Origin of the sequence: Rhizobium sp. ERR 1071, from assembly GCF_007828675.1 — a bacterium.
Classification (GTDB): domain Bacteria; phylum Pseudomonadota; class Alphaproteobacteria; order Rhizobiales; family Rhizobiaceae; genus Rhizobium; species Rhizobium dioscoreae.
Map to the genome: position 1 here is coordinate 72,549 of NZ_VITM01000014.1, position 23,087 is coordinate 95,635.

The 23,087-nt window shown below is 61.5% G+C and carries 21 protein-coding genes and 2 pseudogenes; 9 read left to right on the forward strand and 14 right to left on the reverse strand.

Annotated elements, in window-relative coordinates; genetic code table 11:
• Positions 1–108: 108 nt before the first annotated feature.
• From FBZ99_RS29460 to FBZ99_RS29505, 10 genes and pseudogenes are all read right to left on the reverse strand, one after another.
• Positions 109–441: pseudogene (locus tag FBZ99_RS29460) on the reverse strand (carbamate kinase); the annotation flags it as partial.
• Position 442: 1 nt separating this feature from the next.
• Positions 443–1,444, reverse strand: coding sequence for an ornithine carbamoyltransferase (argF, locus tag FBZ99_RS29465; protein WP_113353493.1), 1,002 nt, complete (start codon positions 1,442–1,444; stop codon positions 443–445).
• A 17-nt stretch (positions 1,445–1,461) separates the two neighbouring features.
• Positions 1,462–1,671 (reverse strand): arginine deiminase family protein, encoded by a 210-nt coding sequence (locus FBZ99_RS29470; protein WP_281408415.1) that lies wholly within the window; start codon positions 1,669–1,671, stop codon positions 1,462–1,464.
• Positions 1,654–1,863: pseudogene (locus tag FBZ99_RS33670) on the reverse strand (NUDIX domain-containing protein); the annotation flags it as partial. The gene FBZ99_RS29470 and the pseudogene FBZ99_RS33670, both read right to left, overlap by 18 nt.
• Before the next feature lie 279 nt (positions 1,864–2,142).
• Positions 2,143–3,351 (reverse strand): MFS transporter, encoded by a 1,209-nt coding sequence (locus tag FBZ99_RS29480; RefSeq protein ID WP_113353490.1) that lies wholly within the window; start codon positions 3,349–3,351, stop codon positions 2,143–2,145.
• A gap of 57 nt (positions 3,352–3,408) precedes the next feature.
• Positions 3,409–4,398 (reverse strand): AraC family transcriptional regulator, encoded by a 990-nt coding sequence (locus FBZ99_RS29485; protein WP_173004543.1) that lies wholly within the window; start codon positions 4,396–4,398, stop codon positions 3,409–3,411.
• 283 nt (positions 4,399–4,681) lie between these two features.
• Entirely contained in the window at positions 4,682–5,164 is a 483-nt protein-coding gene (locus FBZ99_RS29490; protein ID WP_210248402.1) for an NADPH-dependent F420 reductase, read from the reverse strand.
• Positions 5,165–5,174: 10 nt separating this feature from the next.
• Positions 5,175–5,774: an NADPH-dependent F420 reductase gene (locus FBZ99_RS29495; RefSeq protein ID WP_145636434.1), complete on the reverse strand. Its 600-nt coding sequence runs from the start codon at positions 5,772–5,774 to the stop codon at positions 5,175–5,177.
• A gap of 28 nt (positions 5,775–5,802) precedes the next feature.
• Positions 5,803–6,570 (reverse strand): SDR family NAD(P)-dependent oxidoreductase, encoded by a 768-nt coding sequence (locus tag FBZ99_RS29500; RefSeq protein WP_145636437.1) that lies wholly within the window; start codon positions 6,568–6,570, stop codon positions 5,803–5,805.
• 60 nt (positions 6,571–6,630) lie between these two features.
• Positions 6,631–7,365 carry an SDR family NAD(P)-dependent oxidoreductase gene (locus FBZ99_RS29505; protein WP_145636439.1) on the reverse strand — a complete coding sequence of 245 codons (735 nt, stop codon included), beginning with the start codon at positions 7,363–7,365 and terminating at the stop codon, positions 6,631–6,633.
• A gap of 138 nt (positions 7,366–7,503) precedes the next feature.
• Between FBZ99_RS29505 and FBZ99_RS29510 the strand changes: the two genes are divergently transcribed.
• Both FBZ99_RS29510 and FBZ99_RS29515 read left to right on the forward strand, forming a co-directional pair.
• Positions 7,504–8,082: a TetR/AcrR family transcriptional regulator gene (locus FBZ99_RS29510; RefSeq protein ID WP_145321165.1), complete on the forward strand. Its 579-nt coding sequence runs from the start codon at positions 7,504–7,506 to the stop codon at positions 8,080–8,082.
• A gap of 326 nt (positions 8,083–8,408) precedes the next feature.
• Complete coding sequence (locus FBZ99_RS29515) at positions 8,409–10,010, forward strand: ABC transporter substrate-binding protein (protein WP_145636443.1); 1,602 nt, start codon at positions 8,409–8,411, stop codon at positions 10,008–10,010.
• Between the two features lie 36 nt (positions 10,011–10,046).
• On the opposite strand, the gene FBZ99_RS29520 is transcribed toward FBZ99_RS29515, so the two are convergent.
• Genes FBZ99_RS29520 through FBZ99_RS29535 form a run of 4 tightly spaced genes read right to left on the reverse strand, consistent with a single transcriptional unit; the run spans position 10,047 to position 15,067 of the window.
• On the reverse strand, positions 10,047–11,195 hold the full coding sequence (locus tag FBZ99_RS29520) for an acyl-CoA dehydrogenase family protein (protein WP_145636445.1): 1,149 nt from the start codon (positions 11,193–11,195) through the stop codon (positions 10,047–10,049).
• A 16-nt stretch (positions 11,196–11,211) separates the two neighbouring features.
• Positions 11,212–12,249, reverse strand: a complete 1,038-nt coding sequence (locus FBZ99_RS29525; protein WP_145636447.1) for an ABC transporter substrate-binding protein — start codon at positions 12,247–12,249, stop codon at positions 11,212–11,214.
• A gap of 11 nt (positions 12,250–12,260) precedes the next feature.
• A complete protein-coding gene (locus tag FBZ99_RS29530; protein ID WP_113388819.1) occupies positions 12,261–13,439 on the reverse strand; it encodes an LLM class flavin-dependent oxidoreductase in 1,179 nt (392 codons plus the stop codon).
• A 23-nt stretch (positions 13,440–13,462) separates the two neighbouring features.
• On the reverse strand, positions 13,463–15,067 hold the full coding sequence (locus tag FBZ99_RS29535; protein WP_145636449.1) for an ABC transporter substrate-binding protein: 1,605 nt from the start codon (positions 15,065–15,067) through the stop codon (positions 13,463–13,465).
• A 288-nt stretch (positions 15,068–15,355) separates the two neighbouring features.
• Here FBZ99_RS29535 and FBZ99_RS29540 point away from each other — a divergent pair, with 288 nt between their 5' ends.
• The 7 genes from FBZ99_RS29540 to FBZ99_RS29570 all read left to right on the forward strand — a co-directional run bounded on the left by FBZ99_RS29540 (position 15,356) and on the right by FBZ99_RS29570 (position 23,046).
• Positions 15,356–16,345, forward strand: a complete 990-nt coding sequence (locus FBZ99_RS29540) for an ABC transporter permease (protein WP_113388817.1) — start codon at positions 15,356–15,358, stop codon at positions 16,343–16,345.
• On the forward strand, positions 16,342–17,346 hold the full coding sequence (locus FBZ99_RS29545; RefSeq protein WP_145321177.1) for an ABC transporter permease: 1,005 nt from the start codon (positions 16,342–16,344) through the stop codon (positions 17,344–17,346). Before FBZ99_RS29540 ends, FBZ99_RS29545 begins: the two co-directional genes overlap by 4 nt.
• Entirely contained in the window at positions 17,343–18,338 is a 996-nt protein-coding gene (locus tag FBZ99_RS29550; RefSeq protein WP_145636451.1) for an ABC transporter ATP-binding protein, read from the forward strand. Before FBZ99_RS29545 ends, FBZ99_RS29550 begins: the two co-directional genes overlap by 4 nt.
• On the forward strand, positions 18,316–19,251 hold the full coding sequence (locus FBZ99_RS29555) for an ABC transporter ATP-binding protein (RefSeq protein ID WP_145636453.1): 936 nt from the start codon (positions 18,316–18,318) through the stop codon (positions 19,249–19,251). Before FBZ99_RS29550 ends, FBZ99_RS29555 begins: the two co-directional genes overlap by 23 nt.
• A gap of 14 nt (positions 19,252–19,265) precedes the next feature.
• Entirely contained in the window at positions 19,266–20,324 is a 1,059-nt protein-coding gene (locus FBZ99_RS29560) for an aldo/keto reductase (RefSeq protein ID WP_113353474.1), read from the forward strand.
• 61 nt (positions 20,325–20,385) lie between these two features.
• Positions 20,386–21,621 (forward strand): acyl-CoA dehydrogenase family protein, encoded by a 1,236-nt coding sequence (locus FBZ99_RS29565; RefSeq protein WP_145636457.1) that lies wholly within the window; start codon positions 20,386–20,388, stop codon positions 21,619–21,621.
• A 3-nt stretch (positions 21,622–21,624) separates the two neighbouring features.
• Positions 21,625–23,046 (forward strand): FAD/NAD(P)-binding protein, encoded by a 1,422-nt coding sequence (locus FBZ99_RS29570; protein WP_145636459.1) that lies wholly within the window; start codon positions 21,625–21,627, stop codon positions 23,044–23,046.
• Positions 23,047–23,087 lie beyond the last annotated feature (41 nt).

Here is a 23,087-nt window from a genome sequence, read left to right on the forward strand (position 1 = left end):
TGGACGATGCGAGATGCTGAGGTGTCTCATGCGCCAAGCTCAGACTTGAAGTGCTTTCCTTGCGGATAGCTCTTCAGCGGTGTCCATAGCCATGTCGAGGACGACCCGCCCGCCTACCCGTGCCATGGTCAGCAAGGTTGCGATTGGATTGTTCTCCAGGAGATTTCCTAGCTCCTGTTCGATCATGTAGCCGATCATCCCCTCTGTTTCGGCGCCCAGAATATCCAAGGGGAAACCATTGCCGTTGGAGGCTTCCGCCTGCAGAGCAAGGAGCCCGACCTGGGGACCGTTGCCATGGGTGATGACCAAAGAGTGACCGGCATGAATGAGATCAGCCAAGGCGGCAACACCGACCCGGATATTGGCGCGCTGATGTTCAGCGGTCATCGGCTCGCCGCGGCGCAGAAGTGCGTTCCCGCCGAGCGCAGCGACGATCAGCATGTCAGCCTCCAATCGTCGCGACGAGTAAGGCCTTGATCGTATGCATGCGATTTTCGGCCTGATCGAAAACAATGGAGGCATGAGACTCGAAAACCTCGTTCGTCACCTCCATGCAATCAATGCCATATTCCTTAGCGATGCGGGCGCCGACTTCCGTCTCGGTGTCGTGAAACGCTGGAAGGCAATGCATGAATTTCGCATAGGGGTTTTCGGTCGCCTCGATCACCTGGGCGGTAACCCGGAATGGGGAAAGAAGCCCGATGCGCTCTTCCCAAGCCGATTCACTCTCGCCCATTGAAAGCCAGACGTCCGTATAGACAAAATCGGCCCCCAGTACCCCTGAACCGACATGTTCCATCAAAGCGAACTTGCCGCCGCTCTTCCATGCCTCCGATTTCACATGATCGACAAACGCTTGGTCCGGCCACAAGGCCGTCGGCGAGACGAGGCGAAAATCGATTCCGACCTTGGCGGCGCCTAGCGCCAGCGACATCGCCACATTGTCGCGCCCGTCGCCAAGGAAGGCCACGACCATGTCAGACAGATGCTTGTGGGTGAATTCGCGCATGGTCATGAGATCGGCGAGAATTTGCGTCGGATGAGAAACGTCGGTCAGCCCATTATAGACGGGCACGCCGGAATAGGTTTTCAGCGTCTCGACTGCACGCTGCGCGAACCCGCGATATTCGATGGCGTCATAAATGCGGCCGAGAACGCGTGCAGTATCCTTCATCGATTCCTTGTGGCCGATATGGCTGCCGGTGGGACCCATGTAGGTGACGTGGGCGCCCTGGTCATAAGCTGCCACCTCGAACCCGGTTCGGGTGCGTGTCGAGTCCTTTTCGAAGATAAGTGCGATGTTCTTTCGCGTCAGGCGCGGCACTTCGTAACCGCCCAGTTTCGCGGCCTTGAGATCGGCGGCAAGGCGTAGCAGATACCGAATCTCCTCGGCATCCAGATCATCGAGGGACAGAACGCTGCGACCATGAAGATTGATAGGCATGACAAGTTCCTTCGCAACTAAAGGGGGGCACGAGCAATCGGGCACGTCATGCAATGACCGCCGCCGCGGCCACGGCTGAGTTCCGCTCCGTCGATGGTGATCACCTCGATACCTGCACGACGCAGTAGCGTGTTGGTATAGACGTTACGGTCGTAGCCGATGACAACGCCGGGCTCGATGGCGATGACATTGTTGCCGTCAAGCGGTTGCAGCTTGCCTTCGGGCACGTGTCCCATTTCTTCGGCAAATTCCCGCCGGGCCGCGGCCTCAGCTTCCTCATCCTCCTTATACTCGCCCTTGGGAATGGACCACGCGCCCTCATCTCGCTTGTGCCAGAAGGGGCCGCCTGGGTGGACAAGCAGGATCAAAAAACCGCTTTCCGCCTCTTTGTACATTAAGATGCCAGCGCTTTTCTTCATGGCTGATCATTTCCGCCGGGAGGCGAGACTGGCCCTTATGCAAATTCGGATTTGTTGACAGCCAGAACCGCGTTTGAATGTGCTAATAAAGTGGTTAACCGACCCACACTATCCTGATCAGCAAGATATTCACAGGCCTCCAACAAAGGTACGAACAACGGCAGAGAATTGTTTCTCGCCGCAGCACAATGATTGTCGGATCGTCAGGATGGCTATGCCGCCACTGACGACATCTCGCGACTTTTTCTTCGATTGTTATACTGTTTTTCAAAAAACAGATTAGCCGCGAGGTTGTGTCAGCGCCAAGGCGAGTGTCCATACGGCCAGGATGGCGGTAAGCGTCAGAGGGCCGACAGCGCCATAGCGATCGACGATATAGCCGCCAAAAACCGCGCCGATGCTGATGGCGACCTGAAAAGAGACGACCATCAGGCTGCCGGCAGCCTCCAAAGCGTCGGTTGCCCCGCGGGAAAGATTGGTCGGCAGTACAACCGGTGCCATGCCGAAGGCGAAGCCCCAAAGCGCCACGAGGCCGAAGGCAATACCGGTTTGAGCGCCCCAAAGCACCAAGGCAAGCGCGGCAAACGCCATCAGCGCCGCCGTGAGAGCCAGGGCCAGGCGAATGCTGGCGTCGGCCATTCGGCCACCGGCCACATTGCCGATCACGGAAGCGATGCCAAACCCAAGCAGAGCCAGGGCGATCGATCTGGTTTCAAGGAGCGTCACTTGTTCGAGGAAGGGACGCACATAGACCGAGCCGGCAAAATGGCCCGTCATCAGCAAAAGAATGGCAAGCATCCCCAGCTGAACGCTACGCCGCCGCGTCAGCCGGAAAACATCGGCGAGGCTGTTGCTTGTGCTCGCGGGCAGTGTCGGTAAGCTCAGTAGCTGCAGCAGCAAGGCGAGCGCGGCAAGTCCGGCGGTCATCGCCATTGCCACGCGCCATCCCAGCCAGTCGCTGATCAAAGCTCCAACCGAGGGCGCAGCTATGGTGGCGAGCGAGACGCCGAGGGTGACGATGGCCATGCCCCGACCCGTCGAATTGGCGCCGACCAGTCGCGCCACGACGGCGACTGAAAGCGCCCAGAAACCGCTCAGCGCGATGCCCAGCCCAGCCCGGCCCAACAACAATAGCCAAAAGTCCGTCGCCAATGATGCAAGGACATTGGAGCCGATCGCCAAGGCGCTGAGGCCGACCAACACCGTCTTGCGGTTCAGCCTGCCGATCAGAACATTGCTCAATAGGGCGGTGACAGCGCCGACGGAAGCTGTGGCGGTGACGACCTGTCCGGCTGTTCCCTCGGTAATCGCAAGATCGCGCGCCAGCGGGGTTAGCAGACCCGCCGGCAGGAATTCAGCCGATACCAGCGCGAAGCTGGTGGCCGCCATTGAAAGGACGGCGAACCAGGTCGCCGCGCTCCACGTGGATGGTTCCGGGGTATCCGGTTCAATCGTTACCCCATCAAGTTGCGATGTCGTGTCCGTCATAGGTATCTCCTTAAGTTAGGAGAGGTCATAGACGAACTATTCGGGACGGTATGTGTCCTAAAATCCGAAATCCATGTCCATTCGTCCGGAACTTGTGCGTCGCACAACGCCCGGTGAGACGCTGGTGATGCGTTTGAAGGCGCGAGCGAAGGATGCCTCGGATTCATAGCCCAACCGAGAAGCAACTTCGGCGACTGACATGCCGCTTTGCCCCAACAGGTCGCGGGCAAGCTGCATCCGCAAACGGGCGAGATAATGGGCCGCGCCTTCTCCTAACATGGCGTTGAAGCGCTCGGCGAAGATCGAACGCGATTGACCCGCCAAGCCCGCGAGACTTTTGAGGGTCCAGTTACGGCCGGGGTCTCGGTGCATGGCCGCCAGCACACGTCCGACATGGGGATCGCGGATGGCGGCGAGCCAGCCGGTGGTCGAGCCCCCGCTGCAATTGACCCAGCAGCGGATGAGCCGTGCCGCGAGCAAGTCGGCCATGCGCGACAAGACGGTCGCGCTTCCCATCTGTGGCTGTGTCGCCTCCGCCGACATGGCCGCCAGCAGGGGGCCAACGATCGGGTCATTGCCGGCCACATCGCAGCCCTTGATGATTGGCGGCATCAAGGCGACCAAGGGATTAAGTGCATGCGCCCCCAAGACCATGGAGCCGCAGAAGAGGGTGCTCGTCGCACCCGTTCCGTCCCGCACCACGTCGCATACGTTGCTTCCCAATCTTGTTATCTGGCAGCTCTTGCGCGAGTCACCCTCGACATCTGGCGCGCTGGCCAACCGGTGCGCGACGCCTTGCGGCAGCAGAACCAGATCGCCATCGTTCAACTCCTGCCATCCTTGCGCTTCGGTATGGATCCAGCACGGACCCTGGCTGACAAAGTGAAAACGAAGCAGCTGTTGTTGCGGAAAGGCGATGCTCCATGGATGTCTGAGTTCGCAGCGTCCATAATTGACGCCACTCAAGCGAAAGTCTTGCAGGACTTCGCTTAGGGCGTCCATTGGGACATTTGACGGCGACAATGGTTGAGACGAATGATCAAGCATCGAGCCAATTTAGGTCCCAAGCGTCCAGCATTCAAGCGGGTCAGCGATGCAAATGTGATCGCTCCTAGCCAGCAAGGAACGCTGTCTCAATCATACGAATGCCGTCAAACGCGGGCTCCCAATATCCGGCCCGCCGCCGATGGTTCAGCCAAGATCGATTTTCATGGCGAAATCCCAGGTACCGGCGCCGTTCCTGGCCAGGCTGATCATCATCAAGCCGAGCGCTTCCAGCGTCTGGGCCATGTGCAAGCCACCAACGTCAAACGGACGGAGCCCTAGACTTTCAAGGAAGGTCGAGACGCGTGCCCTTCGCCTTCGTGTCGTCGGCTGCGATGAACGCGTCGAGGCGTTCACCCTTGGCCAGCACGTGACCGAAGATGGTGTTGAACGTCTTCACGACAGGCGCGCGGGCGGGGAGGCGCTTGGCGATCTCCTGCGCGCCAGAACCGCCATGCGGAGTGACGAGACCCGAAAGGTTGGGGGCAAGGGGGTTGGTGATGTCGATGATCACCCTGCCGTCAAGCGAGTTCCCGTAATCGGCGATCACAGCCGCGGCGCTGGTGTAAGGCACTGCCAGGACGACGATATCCCCGGTCGGAGCGGCGCCATAAGTCGCTATCGTCGCTCCGGCTCCGATCTGCTCGGCGAGCGCCCGCGCCTTGGCGGGATCGCGGCTGGCCACCTCGACGGTATGCGCGGCCTTGGCGGCAAGGCCGCCGATTGCCGCGGCCATGCCGCCGGATCCAATGATGCTGATAGTGCTCATGCATGATTCCTCAATCGAACTTGACCAGATCCTTAAAGATCAGATGACCCCAGTCGTTGCCGCGCGCCTGAACGAGCAGCCCACCTTCCGAAAGGCCGCCAAGGTTGATCGGCGCGAAACCGAGTTGTTCGGCAAGCGCGGCAACCTCCGCTGTCGCGCCGCCGTCGTCGCTCGCCAGGAACACGACCCTCCTGCCACCATGCACGGCCGGATCTTGGCCGAGCACGGCGGCAGCCAGATGATTGAAGCCCTTGACCAGTCTTCCACCGGAGAAGGCCTGCGCAACGAATTTGGACGACGGCTGCCCTCCCAGTTTCTCGGGAGGCACGCCGTAGGCATTGGTCACATCGACGATCGTCTTCCCCTGCCACGTGGACAGCACCTTGGCGACGTCCGGGTGCTGTTCGAAGCGGACAGCTAGAAAGATAACATCCGCCCTTATAGCTTCCGTCAGGGTCTTGGGAATAATCTCGGGCCCGATCGCGGCTGCATCGGATGCGAAGCTTGCAGGGTCGCGCGTGGTTGCAACGGACACCTCGATGCCGTTGCGGGAAAACGCTTTGGCCAGAGCTCGGCCGATATTGCCGAAGCCGATAATCGCGTAGCTCATCACATTCTCCTTCGATTGTTCGGCGCGGTCAGAGCTTGTAGCCGCCGCTTGCTTCAATCGTCTGGCCCGTCACCCAATGGCCGTCATCGGAGGCCAGGAACGCGACGACGGCGGCGATTTCCGAAGGCTCTCCAAAGCGTCCCATCGCGATTTCGGCCTCGACCGCCTTGATGAGTTCGGGGTTTTCTCGAATGGCGGCGTTCACATCCGTTCGCGTGTAGCCGGGCGCGACAGCGTTCGCGGTAATTCCGCGCGGTCCCAGTTCCGCCGCCAGCGCATGGGTCAGGTTGTTGATGGCCGCCTTGGCCATCGAGTAGACAGGCGCGGCCGTCACGGGCTTCGTGGCGGCGGCGGAAGAGATGTTGATGATGCATCCGCCGTCGGCGAGACGCTTCAGGGCCGCCTGAATGATAAAGAAGGGCGCTCGGGCATAGACCGCGATCAGGGTGTCCCAACTGTCCGGCGTCGCGTCCTTGAAGCCAACCCAGCCGGAGTTGCCGGCGTTGTTGACCAGAATGTCGAGGGCTTTGCTTCCGTTTCGCTTGGTGAACTCGTTGTCGAGTCTCTCGAATAAGATCGGGACGGTCGCCGGGTCAACGAGGTCCGCGTGGATCGCAAACGCGGTGCCTCCAGCATTCTCGATGGCCGCCACCACCTCGTCGGCGCCAGATTTGGAGGTGTTGTAGGTTAGCGCGACCGTCGCGCCATCCTTTGCGAGGCGCTCGGCGATGGCACGACCAATGCCGCGCGACGCCCCGGTTACGAGAGCGGCTTTTCCTTTGAGAGGATGTGCCATTTCATTTCCTTCCGTGGATGTATGCATAATTGGGTGACTGACCCGGCAGTGTGTGGCACGTCAGAGTTGGGCGAGGCCGCCGTCGACGGCGACTTCGCTGGCGGTCATGAAGCTGCTGTCGTCGGATGCGAGGAAGGCGGCCACCGCTCCGATCTCCGCCGGATCGGCCATGCGCTGGAGCGGTGTCATCGCGGCGAAGGCCTTCTGGCCCTCCTCGCCGAGCGCTTCCTTCGCGAGTTCGGTCGCCGTCGCCCCGGGCGACAGCACGTTCACCCGGATGCCCGTGCCCTTCAGGTCCTCGGCCCAGGTCCGCGCGAGATTGCGCACTGCCGCCTTGCTCGCGCTATAGGCGCTGAATGCCGGAGCGCCCGTGGTGCCGGCGCTCGATCCGGTCAGGATGATCGAACCGCCCCGGCCCATCAGCGGCAGCGCCTTCTGGACCGTGAAAATCGTGCCTTTCACATTAGTGTCGAAAGTCTCGTCAATATGCTCTGCGGTGATCTTGCCGAGCGGAAGCGAGCTGCCCGCCCCGGCATTGGCGAAGACGATGTCAAGGGTTCCGCGCTCCGCCTTTACCGCCGCATAGAGCCGATCCAGATCGGCTTCATCGGAAACCGAGCCCGTCACCGCGCGGGCATTCGGCCCGAGATCGACCACGGCGGCATCGAGCGCTTCCTGCCGGCGGCCGAAAATGAACAGGAAGGCGCCTTCCTCGATGAACCGCTTCGCCGCGGCGCGACCGATGCCGGTGGCGCCACCCGTAATGACTGCAATCTTACCCTCAAGCTTTCCCATGACGTCTCCTTACGCCCTGTCGACAGCGCCTGTTGTCATTTGCGCCGACGGACGCTATCTAATGGATCACTGATCCGATTCATAACCGGATCACCGATCCACATATATGGATCACTGATCCATTTAGCAAGGTAGTCCATGCGAGCCGACGCGGAAAAAAATCGCAGCCAAATTCTCACCGTCGCGCGTGACGTTGTCGCCGAGCATGGTGTGGACGCGTCGATGCGTGACATTGCCCGCCGGGCCGGCGTCGGCTTGGCCACGCTGCTCCGTCATTTCCCGACGCGGGAAGCGTTGTTCGAAGCGCTGCTGTGTACCCATCTGGACGCACTGACCCGGAGGGCAGCCGAACTCGAACTGTCGACTTCGGCCGACGAAGCACTTCTCTCCTGGTTTCGAGAATTGGTGGAATTCACCCAAAGCTCTAGGGGCGTTGTCGCCATGATGGCGGCCGCTCACACGAACCCCGACTCCGCCCTTTATGCCTCGTGCGCGGCCGTGCACGCGGCGGGCGCGCGACTACTGCTGCGTGCCCAGGCCGAGGGAACGGCGCGCCCCGATATGAATGGGGACGACCTGTTTGCCTTGATAACGGCTCTCGGCTGGGCGGTCGATCAACCCTCATTCGCGCCACGGGCGGATCATCTCGTTCACCTCGTGGCGAGCGCCATCCTGACACATTGGCCTCGCGATGATGTGAAGAAGGCAGCGGGTTGAATAAGGTCCGGGCACTTTTCCTCAAATTGCCCATGCAACGAAGCGGACTGGATCGCCGCCTGGCACAAAGCCACGCCTTTGAGTAGCGGAAACCTGACGCGGCCGCGCGAACGCCATGAAATGCGGCCGCCAACCCACATGATTTCTTGTGATCGGAAGGGGAGTGGACGTCTGCACCGCTCCATGCGGCGGACGCCAGATAATGCTGGCGGGAAGGATTGCTTTCGCCTCACGCTAGAAAAACTGCCTTTGGATCTTCGGGTTTCGACACGATCATTTCCGCGACGGGACTGGTGCCCGGTAACGCCAATTTTCGGAGCGAGCAAATGTCGATCAATCGCCGTCACTTCAACCAATTGCTGCTCCTTGGCGGCGCGGGTCTTGCCTGGGGAGGCTCTCCGTCATGGGCAAGCGCCGCGGAAACGCCGGTGAGCGGCGGAACCCTGAACTGGGCCTACTATCCCGATCCGACGGCGCTGATCGCGATCAACACGTCCTCCGGTACGGGCCAGGCGATCGGACCGAAGATCAACGAGGGACTGCTCGATTTCGATTACGATCTCAACCCGAAGCCGCTTCTGGCGACGTCATGGTCGGCAAGCGACGATGGTCTGCGCTACACCTTCGCGCTTCGCAAGGGCGTCAAATGGCACGATGGCAAGGACTTCACCTCCGAGGATGTAAAGTTCACCATCCTTCGCCTCAAGGAGGCGCATCCACGCGGGCGCATTACGTTCCAGAACGTGACATCCGTCGAAACGCCCGATCCGCTCACAGCCGTCATCGTTCTGTCCAAACCGGCTCCCTATCTGATCTCCGCGCTCGGCAGTTCGGAATCACCGATCGTGCCGAAGCATGTCTACGAGACCTTCAAGCCGAGCGAGCAGCCGACCCTCGCGCAGACGATCGGCACAGGTCCCTTCATCCTGAAGGAATGGGTGCCTGGCAGCCATCTGATCTTCGACCGTAACCCGAATTATTGGGACGCGCCGAAACCCTATCTCGACCGCGTCGTCCTGCGCGTCATCCTCGATCCAGCGGCAAGGGCCGCGGCTTTGGAGACGGGAGAGATCGATATTGGCGCGAATCCCGTGCCGTTATCCGACATCGAGCGGCTGAAGGCCAATACCAACCTCGTTGTCGACACCACGACCTACGCCTATTCCGGGCCACAGCAGCAGCTGTTCTTCAATTATGAGAACGAGATTCTCAAGAAGAAGGATGTGCGATTGGCGATCGCGCATGCCATCGATCTGCAGAAGCTCGTGGACATCGCCCTCTTCGGTTATGCGCAGGTCTCACCGAGCCCGATCAGCACAGCCTTGCCGAAATGGTACGATCCCAGCATCAAGGCCCGCGTGCCCGATCCCAAGCTCGCCAACAGGCTGCTCGACGATGCCGGCTATCCGCGCGGTGCCAATGGCACGCGCTTCAAGCTGCGGCTCGCCTATAATTCATTCCTGCAGCCCTCCTATGCCGACTTCATCAAGCAGTCGCTTGCCGCGGTCGGCATCGATGCCGAGATCCTCAAGCTCGATCTCGCCACCTTCCTGAAGACGGTCTATACGGATCGTGCATGGGATCTGGTGATCGAATCCTTGTCCAACACCTTCGATCCGACGCTTGGCGTACAGCGCGCCTACTGGTCGAAGAATTTCAAGATCGGCCTGGTCTTCTCCAATGCCAGCCACTATTCAAACCCGGAGGTCGACGCGGTTCTTGAAGCGGCCGCCATCGAGCCGGACGAGGCCAAGCGCCGGCAGCTCTGGTACAAGTTCCAGCATATCATCCACGACGACGTGGTTTCCGTCGATCTGGTGGCGGCAGGCGCGCAGATCGTTGCCAACAAGCGCGTGAAGAATTTCGCGCCCGGGGCACAGGGCATCAACAACAGTTTCGGCCAGATATGGCTGAGCCCGAATGCCTGAACAGGTAGGCAGGGCCGATTGTGAACGGGAGCTGGCTTATCCAGGCCGGTTCAATGCGTTCCTGGCCGCGATCGCGCGGATCATATGGCTTTGCGGTGCGTGCGCCCGGGCGGTGATCGCATCGCGATGATGGCGTTCAAGCTGGAAGTCGCGATTGAGGCCGGGATTGCCGGCGAGCTCCAGCGCAAGACTGGTGACCGCGACGGCGTTGTCGATGACGACATGGCGAACATGCATGCCGTCCATTCCCACCGGCCGGCCGGCATCGACATCTTCCCCAAGCGAGCGCAGCAGCCGGGCGTTCGTCGCAAGCCGCACCTCGATTTCACCGAGGCCGTCCAGGACGCGCGGCACCGTCGCGATTGGTGCGCCAAGACTGGCAGGGCTATGCGTGCTAGCAAAGCCAAGAACGCGGTCCCGCGCTGCTCTGGCAACGCCATGATAAACCGCACCGATCAAGCCGAAGAAGAAGGCGGCGGCATGCTCGTCGCGGCGGATCGGTTCGCTGGCCGGTTGCGCCTCGATGAGATCATCGAGCGGTACCGATACATCTTCGAGAATGATGTCATCGCTCGCCGTGGCGTGCATGCCGGCCGCATTCCAGCTCTTCTCGATCCGCAAGCCGGCGGCATCGGTCGGCACCAGAAACGAAGCAAGGCGCGGTTCCTCCTCGTCGGTAACGGCCAGAAGCGACACCCATTTCAGCACGGGCATGCCGGTCACATAGCTCTTATGGCCGGAAATGCGCCATCGATCGCCGTCACGGCGCGCGATCGTCTCGGGCAGGGCACCATGGGCGGGCGAACCGATGCGCGGCTCGGCTTGCGCATTGTTGATCAGCGCCACGCCCTGCCTGTTTGCCGACAGGACGCGCTCCGCGAGATGGCGGGGCCATTTGCCAAGGCGGCGGATAGTAAAATGCGAGGTGTAGTGCATGGCGAGCACCAGCGCGGTCGAGGGTTCACCACGGGCGATCTCGCTGATGATGGCCTGCGCCGATGTCAGGCCCTCGCCGTGGCCGCGATGATCCCGGTCGCTGACGAGGCCGAGCAGGCCGGCATCGAAAAGCCGGTCGAAATTCTCGAAAGGGAAGGCGCCCGTTGCGTCGTGATGCGCGGCCCTCCTGGAAAAGTCCTCGGCAAGGTTTTTCGCCTTGCCGATCAGATCATCAATGGTCTCTGTCATTTCGTTACAACGTGGTTCAGGCGACGGCGCGTGTGGCGAAACCCTCGAGGTGACGGCGGTCCACCCATTCGCCAATATCGAAATCGCCGGCCAGGAAGCCGAAGTCGCGCAGGAAATTCTTGTAGTGTTCGACTGCGCTGACGAGTTCCGGTTCCAATCCCAGGCCGAGATGGCGATGGATCTCCGGCCCATTGGCGGCAAGAACCTGCTCCTCCGTCGCTCCGGACTCACGCGCCACGAAGCGGCGGGTTTCTTCCGGATGGGCTTCCGCCCAGGCGCCTGCCTTGAAAATCGCGTCGATCAATCTGCGCACGAGATCGGGACGCTCGTCGGCCAATCGATCATCGACGGTCAGCACGCGCGGCGAGCCGGAATTGATGCGGATTTTCGGATCGGGATGAAAACCGAACTCGGCGACCTGCACCGCGCCGATGAGATTGGCGACATTGATACCGGCGGTTCCCTTGACGTAGATCGCGTCCACATCGCCGCGCAGGAGAGCGGCAATCTCCTCGCCATAGGCCTGTCGGCGCTTAAGACCGAAGAGGGAGGGGCCTTCCTGGCTGGCGAGCACGGAATCGGTTAGCGCGATCTCGACGATCTCAACATCGTTGATGGATAAGCCTTCGAGCGACAGGGCCGAGATCAATCCCTTGAGCGCCGTGGCACGCATGAAATCGACGATCCCTTCGGGGCGGCGGGCGATGCCGAAGCGTCGGCCCTCGAGATCCCTGGTCGTCTTGATGCCGGTTCCCGGCAGTGTGATGATCGCCTGAAACTCATCCGTCCAGGTAATGCCGACAAGGCGCGTGCGCCGGCCTTCGGAGCGCGCACGAATGGGCGGCACGTTGCCGCCATGGCGGAAGGACCAATCGAGCGTATGGTTGAAATGGCTCTGCCGGATGTTGCGATCCGGAGAGTCGATAATGGATTTCAGCGTGACGCCTTCGCCGCGAAAACCGTCTTCGAGATAGCCGAGCTGCGCTGCAAGGCCCACAGGGGTCGGAACGGGGCAGCGCGTGTACCAGATTTCGGAAATGGCATTGCTGGTCATGATCGTTCCTTTCAGTGGCGCAGGCCGGCTTGTTTCATCAGCGGCAGGACATCGCTGCCGAAGAATTCGAGATCGTCGCGGAAATCGAAGAAGCTGAGCTGCAGGCCGTCGATCCCGGCCGCCCTCAGCTTGACGAACTGGTCGACCACCTGCTCCGGCGAGCCGATGACACGGATGTTACCGCCGATGAAGCGATAGGGATCCTGTGCGTCGCGACCCTTCCAGGCATGGGCGTCGGAATCCAGCGACTGGAAGCCCTTACGGGAACGCTGGTCGGCATGGGCGACGATCCGGTCGGCGAGTTCCCATGCCTCCTTCTCGGTCGGACGGCAAATGACCATCGGATTGAGCAGGGTGCGCACGTTGCGTCCGACATCGGCGGCGGCATTCTTCACCTTCTTGCTATGAGCCGGGAGGGAGGCGAGGGCACTGTCGATGTCAGCACCGGTCGGGCTGGTGATGAAGACGATATCCGAGTAGCGCCCGGCAAAGGCGATACCGGCATCCGAGCCGGTGGCGTTGACGAGGATCGGCCGACCGAAATTCGGTTTTGGTGTCACGTAGCCGCCACCGAGCTTCCAGCTGCTTTCACCTTCGAAGGAGTAGTTCTCGTCGTCGCTCCAAAGCCGCTGCACGACCTCGAGAAATTCCGCCGCGAGCTCATAGCGCCTGTCATGCTCGATGCGCTGCCAGCCGAACATTTCGTGCTCGACGGCCCTGTGCCCGGTGACGACGTTGATGCCCCAGCGGCCGCCGGTGATGTGGTCGAGCGTGGCTCCGAACTTGGCAAGGTGCAGCGGATGCCATGGACCATAGAGAACATGCATTGTCGAGATGAGCATGATCTTCTTGGTGAGGCCTGCGAGCGCTGCGGTCGAAACGAAGCTGTCGAGTGCGTGACCGTCGAAGACACCGCCATAGCCACCCTTGGGAAGCCATTGCGACAGGGCGAATACCAGATCGAAACCCAGTTCCTCCGCGCGCAGCGTCAGCGCCTTGTTGTAGTCGAAGCGCCAGTCGGTCGAGCGTTCGAGGGTCGACTGCGTCCAGCCGCCGGCCTGGATCGGCAGGAAGAGGCCGAGCAGAACGGGTTGTTTCAGTGCCTGTGACAGCGGGCTATCTGGAAAATCGGTAGGTGCTGCGAATTTCGGCAGGCCCACGATGGAACCGGGACGGTGCTGGATGGACATGGCGTTTCCTTGCTTTCGGTGCTTCAGGCGGTTGCGATGTAGGCATGGGCAAGGCTGCCGGCGATGCCTTCGCCGCCGAGCGTGTGGTCGGCGATACGCTTGTTGTAGATGGTCAGTTCCGGCTGGCTGACGATGTCGAGAGCAGGCAGATCCTCGACGAGGATCTTCTGGATCTCGCGCCATTGCTCGACCCGCTTCTGGGGATCGACCTCGATGGCGGCGGCCTCGAGAAGGGCGTCGACCTTGGGGTTGCTGTAAGCCGAGCCATTGGAGAAGGGCACGCCCGGCTTGAAGTTCTTGCTCCAGTAAAGCCGCTGCACGCCGACCGTCGGGTCGAAGAGATTGCTCATTCCCTCATAGGCGAAATCGAAATCGCGATCGGTGTAGATGCGCTTGGCGTAGGTCGCGAAATCCTGGCTGCGCACCGTCACCTCGACGCCGACCTTCGCGAGTGCCTGGCGGATATATTCCGAGCCACGGCTGTAGGGTTCGCCGCTCGGCACATAGTCAAGATTGAGGCGCAGGCGCACACCGTCCGAACCGCGCGGATGGCCGGCCTCGTCGAGCAGCTTCTCCGCCGCGGCAAGGTCGATCGGATAGGTCTTGAGATCGGCGACAAACCATTTCGCCAGATTGGGATTGATCGGGCCGGGGATCGGTTCGCCATAGCCGTAGTTGATGGTGTTGCGGATCACCTTTCGGTCGATGACATGCGCGAAGGCCCGCCGGACGCGGATATCCTTGAAAACCGGCCTTTCCAGGTTGAATTCGATACGACTGACGCCGTTGGAATATTGATAACCCCTTGTTTCGAAGGCGAGGCTCGCCACGTCCTTGAGGCGATCGAGATCGCTCAAGGGGACGGGCGTCGATGGCGCCAGATCGATCTCGCCTGTTTCGATCGCGATCGAGCGCGCGGCGGCGTCGGGAATGAAGCGGACAATCAGCTGGTCGAGATAGGGACGCGGCTGATCCCAGTAGTCGGGATTGCGCTCGTAGACGATATGGCTGCCGCGCACCCACTCCTTGAACTTGAAGGGGCCCGTGCCGACTGGCGCCAGATTGACGGGATTTTCGGCGGCCTTCGTGCCTTCATAGAGATGGCGGGGAACGATTGGCGATTCCGATGCGGCGAGCGCGGTAATCAGATAGGGAGCCGGTTTGGACAGGACCAGGATCGCGGTCAAGGGATCGGGTGTTTCGATGTCGAGGAGGTTCAGAAAGGTGTTGCGTCCGCGCGGGTGGACATCCTTGAGCGTCCTGATCGAGAAGACCACGTCATCGGCGGTAAAAGGCTTGCCGTCGTGCCATTTGACTCCATCGCGCAGCTTGAAGGTGTAGCGTAGCCCATCATCGCTGATGGACCATTGCTTGGCCAGCAGCGGCTGTGGGTTAAGATCGAAATCATAGGTCAGCAGCCCCTCTGTTACCTTCGGGGAGACATAAACCGAGTTGAAGGCCGTATGGGCGATCGTCGTCAGGACCGGCGGCTCGGCCGAAAGCAGAAGCGTCGCGGTGCCGCCACGTGACGGAGCCGCATGGACGGCTGTTCCCGTTACGGCGATCGCACCGAGCGCTGCCGACGAGAGCAGGAAACTCCGGCGTGTAATCGTGGAAAGTCTGGTCATCTGAAGTTGCCTCACCCGTCTAAACTCGTGTTGCCGTGTCTGAACTGCCGTTGGCTTTATGTTCTCTAAGGGAGCCGTTCTCGTAGGTTGCTTTATTGCCTCGTGCTCACTTCTTGGGAAAATTGATGCGTAAATTTTATCTTTCTGCAAAGATTTTCTAATTTACCTCATTGATCTGACAAATTTCGGAAATATCTACCAATAACGATTTGACAAAACCTACAGATTTAGTCAACTACTATTGCGATGCAGCGCTCGGAATTTCGGTGGCGCTGCCGAGGAGTTTCGATGTCGGCTTACATGCGGATAGGAAGAACGCTACGTCGGACGGCCACGCAGGCGGTGCCGACGATACTTGGCATCGTCATCCTGAATTTCTTCCTGCTTAAGCTGGCGCCCGGCGATGCGGCTGATGTCATGGCGGCCGAAGCCGGGTCGGCAACGGTCGAGACGATGGCGGCGCTGCGTGAGCGCTTCGGCCTGGACAATCCGATCCTCGTGCAGCTCGCGAACTATTTGAACAATCTCGCGCATTTCAGCCTCGGCTTTTCGCCGCGCTACGGCATGCCTGTCGCCGATCTGATCGGCCAGCGATTGCCTGGTACCCTGACGCTGATGGTGGCCGCGCTCGCCGCCGCGATCGCGATCGGTCTGATCCTCGGATCGCTGATGGCAACATTTGCCGGGCGGCTGCCGGATCGGTTGATCTCGATCATCTCCCTCCTCTTCTATTCGATTCCGGGTTTCTGGATCGGGCTGATGTTGATCCTGCTGTTTTCCGTCAAGCTCGGATGGCTGCCGAGCGGCGGCGACAGCACCATCGGTTCACGGCTCACCGGCCTGCCGGCGCTGCTTGACCGGGCGCGCTACATGGTGCTGCCGGCCATATCGCTCGCCCTCTTCTACCTGGCGATCTATGCACGGTTGACACGCGCCGCCATGCTGGAGGTCAAGTCACAGGATTTCGTTCGCACCGCGCGGGCGAAGGGCGTCTCGCCCTTCATGTTGACAACCCGACACGTGCTGCGCAACGCGCTGATCCCGATCACGACCATGGCCGGGATGCATTTCGGCGGCATGCTCGGCGGCGCCGTCGTCGTCGAGACGGTCTACAGCTGGCCCGGCCTTGGACGGTTGGCTTTCGAGGCCGTCATGGCTCGCGACTTCAGCGTTCTGCTTGGCATCCTTTTGCTCTCGTCACTTCTCGTCATCATCGCCAACGCTGCCGTGGATCTTCTACAAGCCTGGCTCGACCCGCGGATCGGAGCAAGCCGATGAAAGCGCAGGAACTCAAGATCTATGCGGACACGGCGCGTGATTTCAGTGCCGAGGAGCCCGAAACAGCGGCAAAGGCCGCGCCCGTTCCCGAACGCCGTTGGACCCACATCCATGCGCCCGATGCCCGCACGACGGCTGTTTCGGCCCCGCGCTGGCAAGGGCGTCGGCGTGAGCTCAGGATCTTTCTTTCCAACCCCAACGCGCTCTTCGGCATCGCTGTCCTGGCGGCAATCGTGTTTGCGGCCCTGCTTGCGCCGATCCTCTATCCTGGTGATCCCCTGGAGATGGTGGCGCGACCCTTCCTTTGGCCGGGCCAAAATCCGGTCTATCCGTTGGGAACGGATTCCATGGGGCGTGACGTGCTGGCGGGCATTCTTCATGGTGCCCAGATTTCGCTGACCGTGGGCATCGCCGCGACCCTGCTCGGCCTGGGCGCCGGCGTGACGATCGGCGCGCTTGCCGGCTACTTCGGTGGCGTCGTCGATGACCTCCTCGTCAAGCTCATCGAGATTTTCCAGACCATGCCGAGTTTCGTCCTGCTTGTCGTGCTGGTTGCTATCGCACAGCCGACCACGACGACGGTGACGATCGCGATCGCGCTCGTCAGCTGGCCGACGGTCGCGCGCCTGACGCGCGCCGAGTTTCGCGGCATAAAGGAGAAAGACTATGTTCTCGCCGCCCGCAGCCTCGGCTTCGGTCATGCCCGCATCATTTTTCGAGAAATCCTTCCGAATGCCTTGCCGCCGCTGATCGTCACATCATCCGTGATGGTGGCGAGCGCGATCCTGATGGAATCGGCGCTTTCCTTCATGGGGCTTGGCGATCCCAATCGTGTCTCCTGGGGCTCGATGATCGGCGCGGGGCGCGATGTCATCCGCACGGCCTGGTATCTCACCGCCTTGCCGGGCCTTGCCATTGTCTTCACGGTTCTATCGCTCAATCTCATTGGCGATGGCCTGAACGATGCCCTTAATCCGCGTTTTTCGGAGGAGCGTCGATGACGGGACTTCTCGACGTTCGCGATTTCTCGGTGGGTTTCGGTAGCGCTCAGCCCGTCAAGGGCGTCAGTTTCACCGTGGCGGCCGGCGAAATGCTGGCTGTTGTCGGCGAGTCGGGCTCGGGCAAGTCGCTGACCGCGCTCGGCCTCATGGGGCTCCTGCCCCTGCACGCCAAGACGGCGGGCGAAATCCTGTTCAACGGCCGCGACCTCCTGAAATTGCGCGAACGGGAGATGCGGAGCATTCGCGGGCACGACATCGCCATGATCTTCCAGGAGCCGATGACGTCGCTCAATCCCGTGCTGACGATCGGCGCCCAAATCGTCGAAGTCCTGCGCATCCATGAAAAACTGAGTGGCAGGCAGGCGCGCCAGCGCGCGATCGACCTGCTGGATCTCGTGAGCATTCCAGAGGCGGCAAAACGTATCGACGACTATCCGCACCAGCTTTCGGGCGGCATGCGTCAACGCGTCATGATCGCCATCGCGGTCGCCTGCAGTCCCCGGCTCCTGATCGCCGACGAGGCGACCACGGCGCTCGACGTCACGATCCAGGCGCAGGTGCTGCAACTGCTCGATCGCCTGCGCGGTCAGCTCAACATGGCGGTCATCCTCATCACGCACGACCTCGGCATCGTCGCGCAATGGGCCGACCGCGTCGTCGTGATGTATGCGGGGCGAAAGATCGAGCAGGGCCTGCCCGGTGCCTTGTTCGAGACGCCGTATCATCCCTATACGCAGGGGCTGCTCGCGGCCTCGCCGCGATTGAAGGCCGACTATCATTATCGCGATGGGCCATTGACGGAAATTCGCGGCTCGATCGTTTCGGCGACCGGCGAACAGGGCTGTTCCTTCCGACCGCGCTGTCCGGTGGCGCGAGCGGCCTGCGGGCAGTCCGTGCCGGCGCTCGTCGAGGTGTCGGCCAGCCGCGAGGTGGCCTGCCCCCATGTTCCAGGCCTTACGGAGAAAGCCCATGTCGCTTCTGTCGGTCGATAGGCTTTCCACGCATTATCCGGCCGGGGCCGGAACGGTGCGGGCCGTGGATGACGTATCGCTCGAGATCCTTGCGGGCGAGACCGTGGCGCTGGTCGGCGAATCCGGCTGCGGCAAGTCGACGCTCGGCAAATCCCTGATGCGCCTCGTCGATCCAACATCCGGGCGTATCGCCTTCAAGGGGCGCGATGTCGCCGCGATGTCGGGCAAGGAGTTGCGGTCGATCCGCCGGCATATCCAGATGATCTTTCAGGACCCGTTCGCCTCGCTTAATCCGCGCCAGACGATCCGCTCGATCCTGACGGCGCCGCTCGCCGTCCATGGCATCGGTGATCGCAGGGGCCGGGACGCCATCGCCGCCGCGATGGTCGCCCATGTCGGCCTGCCGGCGGATTCGCTCGACCGCTATCCGCATGAGTTTTCCGGCGGCCAACGCCAGCGCATCGGTATTGCCCGCGCGCTGATCCTGCAGCCGGAGCTCGTCATCTGCGATGAGCCCGTTTCCGCGCTCGATCTGTCGATCCAGGCGCAGATCCTCAATCTTCTCGTCGAGATGAAGACGGAGCTTTCGCTTTCCTACCTCTTCATCTCCCATGACCTGTCGGTCGTGCGCTATTTCGCCGATCGCGTGCTGGTCATGTATCTCGGCCGCATCGTCGAAAGCGCACCGACGGCAAGGCTCTGGAGCGATGCCAAGCATCCCTACACGCGCGCGCTGCTTACCGCCGTGCCTGATCCGTCGCGGCGCAAGCAGGCCGCCCCGATCACAGGCGATCTGCCGAGCCCGCACAACCCGCCATCCGGCTGTCGCTTTCATACGCGCTGCCTGCTCGCAACAGACATCTGCCGGAGCGACGATCCGGTCTATCGGCAAATCGGCAGTGGCCACATGGTCGCCTGCCATCACGCACAATGAAATGGAGAAATGACATGGTCGACTATCGCTATCTCGGGCGTAGCGCCCTGAAGGTATCGCCTCTCACCCTTGGGACGATGATGTTCGGAGGGCCGACGCCTGACGACGTCGCCTTCCGCATTATCGACAAGGCCCGTGACCAGGGCATCAATTTCATCGACACCGCCGATGTCTACCATGATGGCAAGTCGGAAGAGGTCGTCGGCCGCGGCATCAAGGCAAATCGCGATCATTGGGTGCTTGCGACGAAGTTCGTCAACTCGCACAAGAAGGGCCCCAATCTCGGCGGTCATTCGCGCAAATGGGTAATCGAGACGGTCGAAAATTCGCTGCGCCGTCTCAACACCGACTATATCGACATCCTTTATTTCCATCGCGCTGTCTTCGACGCGCCGTTGGAGGAGCCGGTGCGCGCGATCGCCGATCTCATCCGCGCGGGCAAGCTGCGCTACTTCGGCGTCTCGAATTTCCGCGGCTGGCGCATCGCCGAGATCTCGCATCTCGCCGATCAGCTCGGCATCGATCGCCCCGTTGCAAGCCAGCCGCTCTACAACATCGTCAACCGCACCGCCGAAGCCGAGCAGCTGCCGGCTGCCTATCATTACGGTCTAGGCGTCGTTTCCTACTCGCCGCTGGCGCGTGGCGTGCTGACGGGCAAGTATGAGCCGGGCAAGGAGCCCGCTGCTGATACCCGCGCCGGCCGCGGCGACAAGCGCATTCTTGAGACCGAATGGCGTCCGGAATCGATCGCCATTGCCAAGGAAATCGCCGCTCACGCCGCCGCCAAGAAGGTCACGCCGACTGAATTCGCGATCGCCTGGGTACTGAACAACAAGTTGATCACCTCGGCGATCACCGGTCCACGCACGCAAGAGCATTGGGATAGCTACATCCGTGCTCTCGACGTCAAGCTGACCGCCGAGGACGAAGCTCTGGTCGACCGTCTGGTCACGACGGGCCATCCATCGACCCCGGGGTTCAACGATCCGAGCCACCCGGTCGAGGGTCGCGTTCCCGTCAGCGCCGCCCGCGACAATGAAAACGTCGTGCCGCTTGCTCGCGCCGTCGCCTGATTGCCAAGCCTAGAGCCCCGCTTGAGCGGGGCCGTTCCCTTCCGGCGCAAAGAGCCTCTTCATGCCCATGACAGTTTCATCAACCGCGCCCTCCGTACCCGTTGAGACCAATCGCACGACGTTGCTTGCAAGAATACCCGATCTTGCCGCGGAGATCGCAAAAGGCGCTGCGCGTCGAGACCTCGAACGCGAGCTGCCCCATGAGGCTTTCAAGCTGTTCAAGGAGGCCGGCCTTGGCGCGTTGCGTATACCGACGGCGCTTGGCGGGCCGGGCGGATCGGTGCTCGATTATATCGAGATGGTGATGACGCTCGCCGCGGCCGATTCCAATGTTGCCCACGCGCTCCGCAGTCATTTCAACTTCACGGAAGCGCTGCTGCTCAATCCGCACAGTTCGGTCGATCGCACGCAGCTTGCCCGCGTCCTTAGCGGTAAGCTCTTCGGCGGCGCTCATACGGAGCAGGGGACGAAGCGTCCTGGTGATGTCACAACGCGGCTGACGAAATCCGGCGAGAGCTACAGGCTCAACGGGCGCAAATGGTATGCGACCGGCACGGCATTCGCCGATTTCGCCTCCTTCAGTGCCAAGGATGATGACGACCAGCTCGTCAGCGTGCTTTTACCCATCGACCGTAAGGGGATCAGCATCCTCGACGATTGGGACGGCATGGGTCAGCGTCTGACGGCAAGCGGTGGCGTCCTGCTCGATGACGTGGAAGTGCTGCCGCACGAGATTTCGAGGCGCGGGCTGAGCACGCTGGTCGGCAGGCACACCTCGACCCTACGTCAGCTGCATCTTGCCGCCTCGATGGCGGGCGCGGTCCGCGGCGCGCTGACAGAAGGCACCGATTACGTGCGCAGGCAGGCGCGTTCGGCAGCCCACAGCGCCGCCGAGACGGCCAATGCCGATCCTTTCGTCCAGAAGATATTAGGCGAGATCGCAGCAAACTCCTTTGCCGTCGATACGCTGATCCGCGAGAGCGCTCGCGCGCTCGATCGGACGGCCGCGACCTTCGCAGGGGATGATCCGCGGATCTTGGAGACGGCTTTGGTCGAAAGCGCGCTGACGACGGCGCGCACCCAGATCGTCGCATCGCAGCTCGCGCTTACCGCCGCGACCAACGTCTTCGAGCTCGGCGGCGGGTCGGCGACGTCGCGCCATCTCAATCTCGATCGCCATTGGCGCAACATTCGCACGGTGCTGAACCATAACCCTTTGCTGCACAAGGCGCGGGTGGTGGGCGATTACTACATCAACGGCACCACGACCCATCTGGAAGAAGGCAAGGTCTTCTGAGCCATGTACATCGACCTGCATTCCCACCAATCCGTCGTCATTATCGGTGGCGGCTTTGCCGGTGCGCTGACCGCGATAAAGCTGCTCGACAAGACGGAGGTACCGCTTTCGATCACGATATTGGAGCCCCGCGAGGAGCTTGGGCGTGGGGTCGCCTATAGCACGACCGAGGCCGTGCATCTCGTCAATGGCCCCGCCGGTACCTTTTCCCTTCATCCGGAAGAGCCCGACCATCTCACTCATTGGCTGGCGGAGAACGCGTTACGTTACGGCTGGGCACCGCCCGCCGATATCGCAGGCAGTTTTCCGCCGCGCCACCTTTATGGAACCTATGTCCGCGATGAGTTGCGCCGGGCGAAATCGACAGCACGCTCCGCATCGACATTCCGGCATGTCAGGGCCATCGCGAGCCGTCTCGTTTCCGCTCCACACAGGGTGGAGATCACGACAAGTGCAGGCGAGACTATCGAAGCGGACGAGGTGGTTCTGGCCCTCGGCGTCTTCCAGCCCGATCTTGCGCGACAGGAAGCCGCCGTCGCCCGTCATCCAGGTTTTGCGGCATCTCCGTGGGATGCCGCAGCTCTCGATCGGTTGGTGGAAGCAGACGAAATCCTGCTCATCGGCTCGAGCCTGTCGATGGTCGATGCGGTCGCAAGCATGGAAGCGCGAGGCTTCCAGGGCCGCTATCAGGTCATATCCAGGCGTGGTCAATTCATAGAGGATCGGCGCAATGTCGCGCTGGAGCGTGATTTCCTCGCAGAGAGACCTCTACCGACCACAGCGCGGTCCTTGCTCTCGATCGTCAAGGCCGAACGTCGCGCACTGGCGGCCGAGGCCAAGGATTGGCAGGCGCTGCCGCTCGCCATCCGGCCCTACATTTTGCCTTTGTGGCAAAAGGCTGACGATGTCGAGAGAGCGCGGTTCGCACGTCATCTGCGGGCATTCTGGGATGTTACGGCGCATCGCGCCGCGCCTGACAGCTATCGCGCCGTCTCCAAGGCGATTGCCGATGGCAGGCTCCGGCACGGGACCGCGCGATTGCTTTCCATGAAGCCCGCTGGCCGCTTGATCACGGCGACGTTGAAGACGCGTTCGGGTACCGAGTCCCATTCTTTCGGCGGCGTCATCGATTGCCGTGGCCATCAGTTGCACGACTGGCGACGCATTTCCGATCCCTTCGTCAGGAGCCTCATCGAAAGCGGAGAGGTTCGCCCGCACAGCACCGGTTTCGGCATCGATGCCACGGAGCAAGGGGATGTCATTTCGGAAGAGGGGCGTGTTCACCGCAACATCAGCGCCATCGGCCATCCGCTGCGCGGCGTTGCCTGGGAGTCTAGCTCGATCTCGGAGCAACGAGCGCAGGCGATTGCGCTGGCCGATCGTATTCTCGCCAAACTGACGCCGCTCGCCCGTGCCGCCTCGTAATCCGACATAAAGGAAGGGGGCGCCGCATCGCCCCCGCAAGC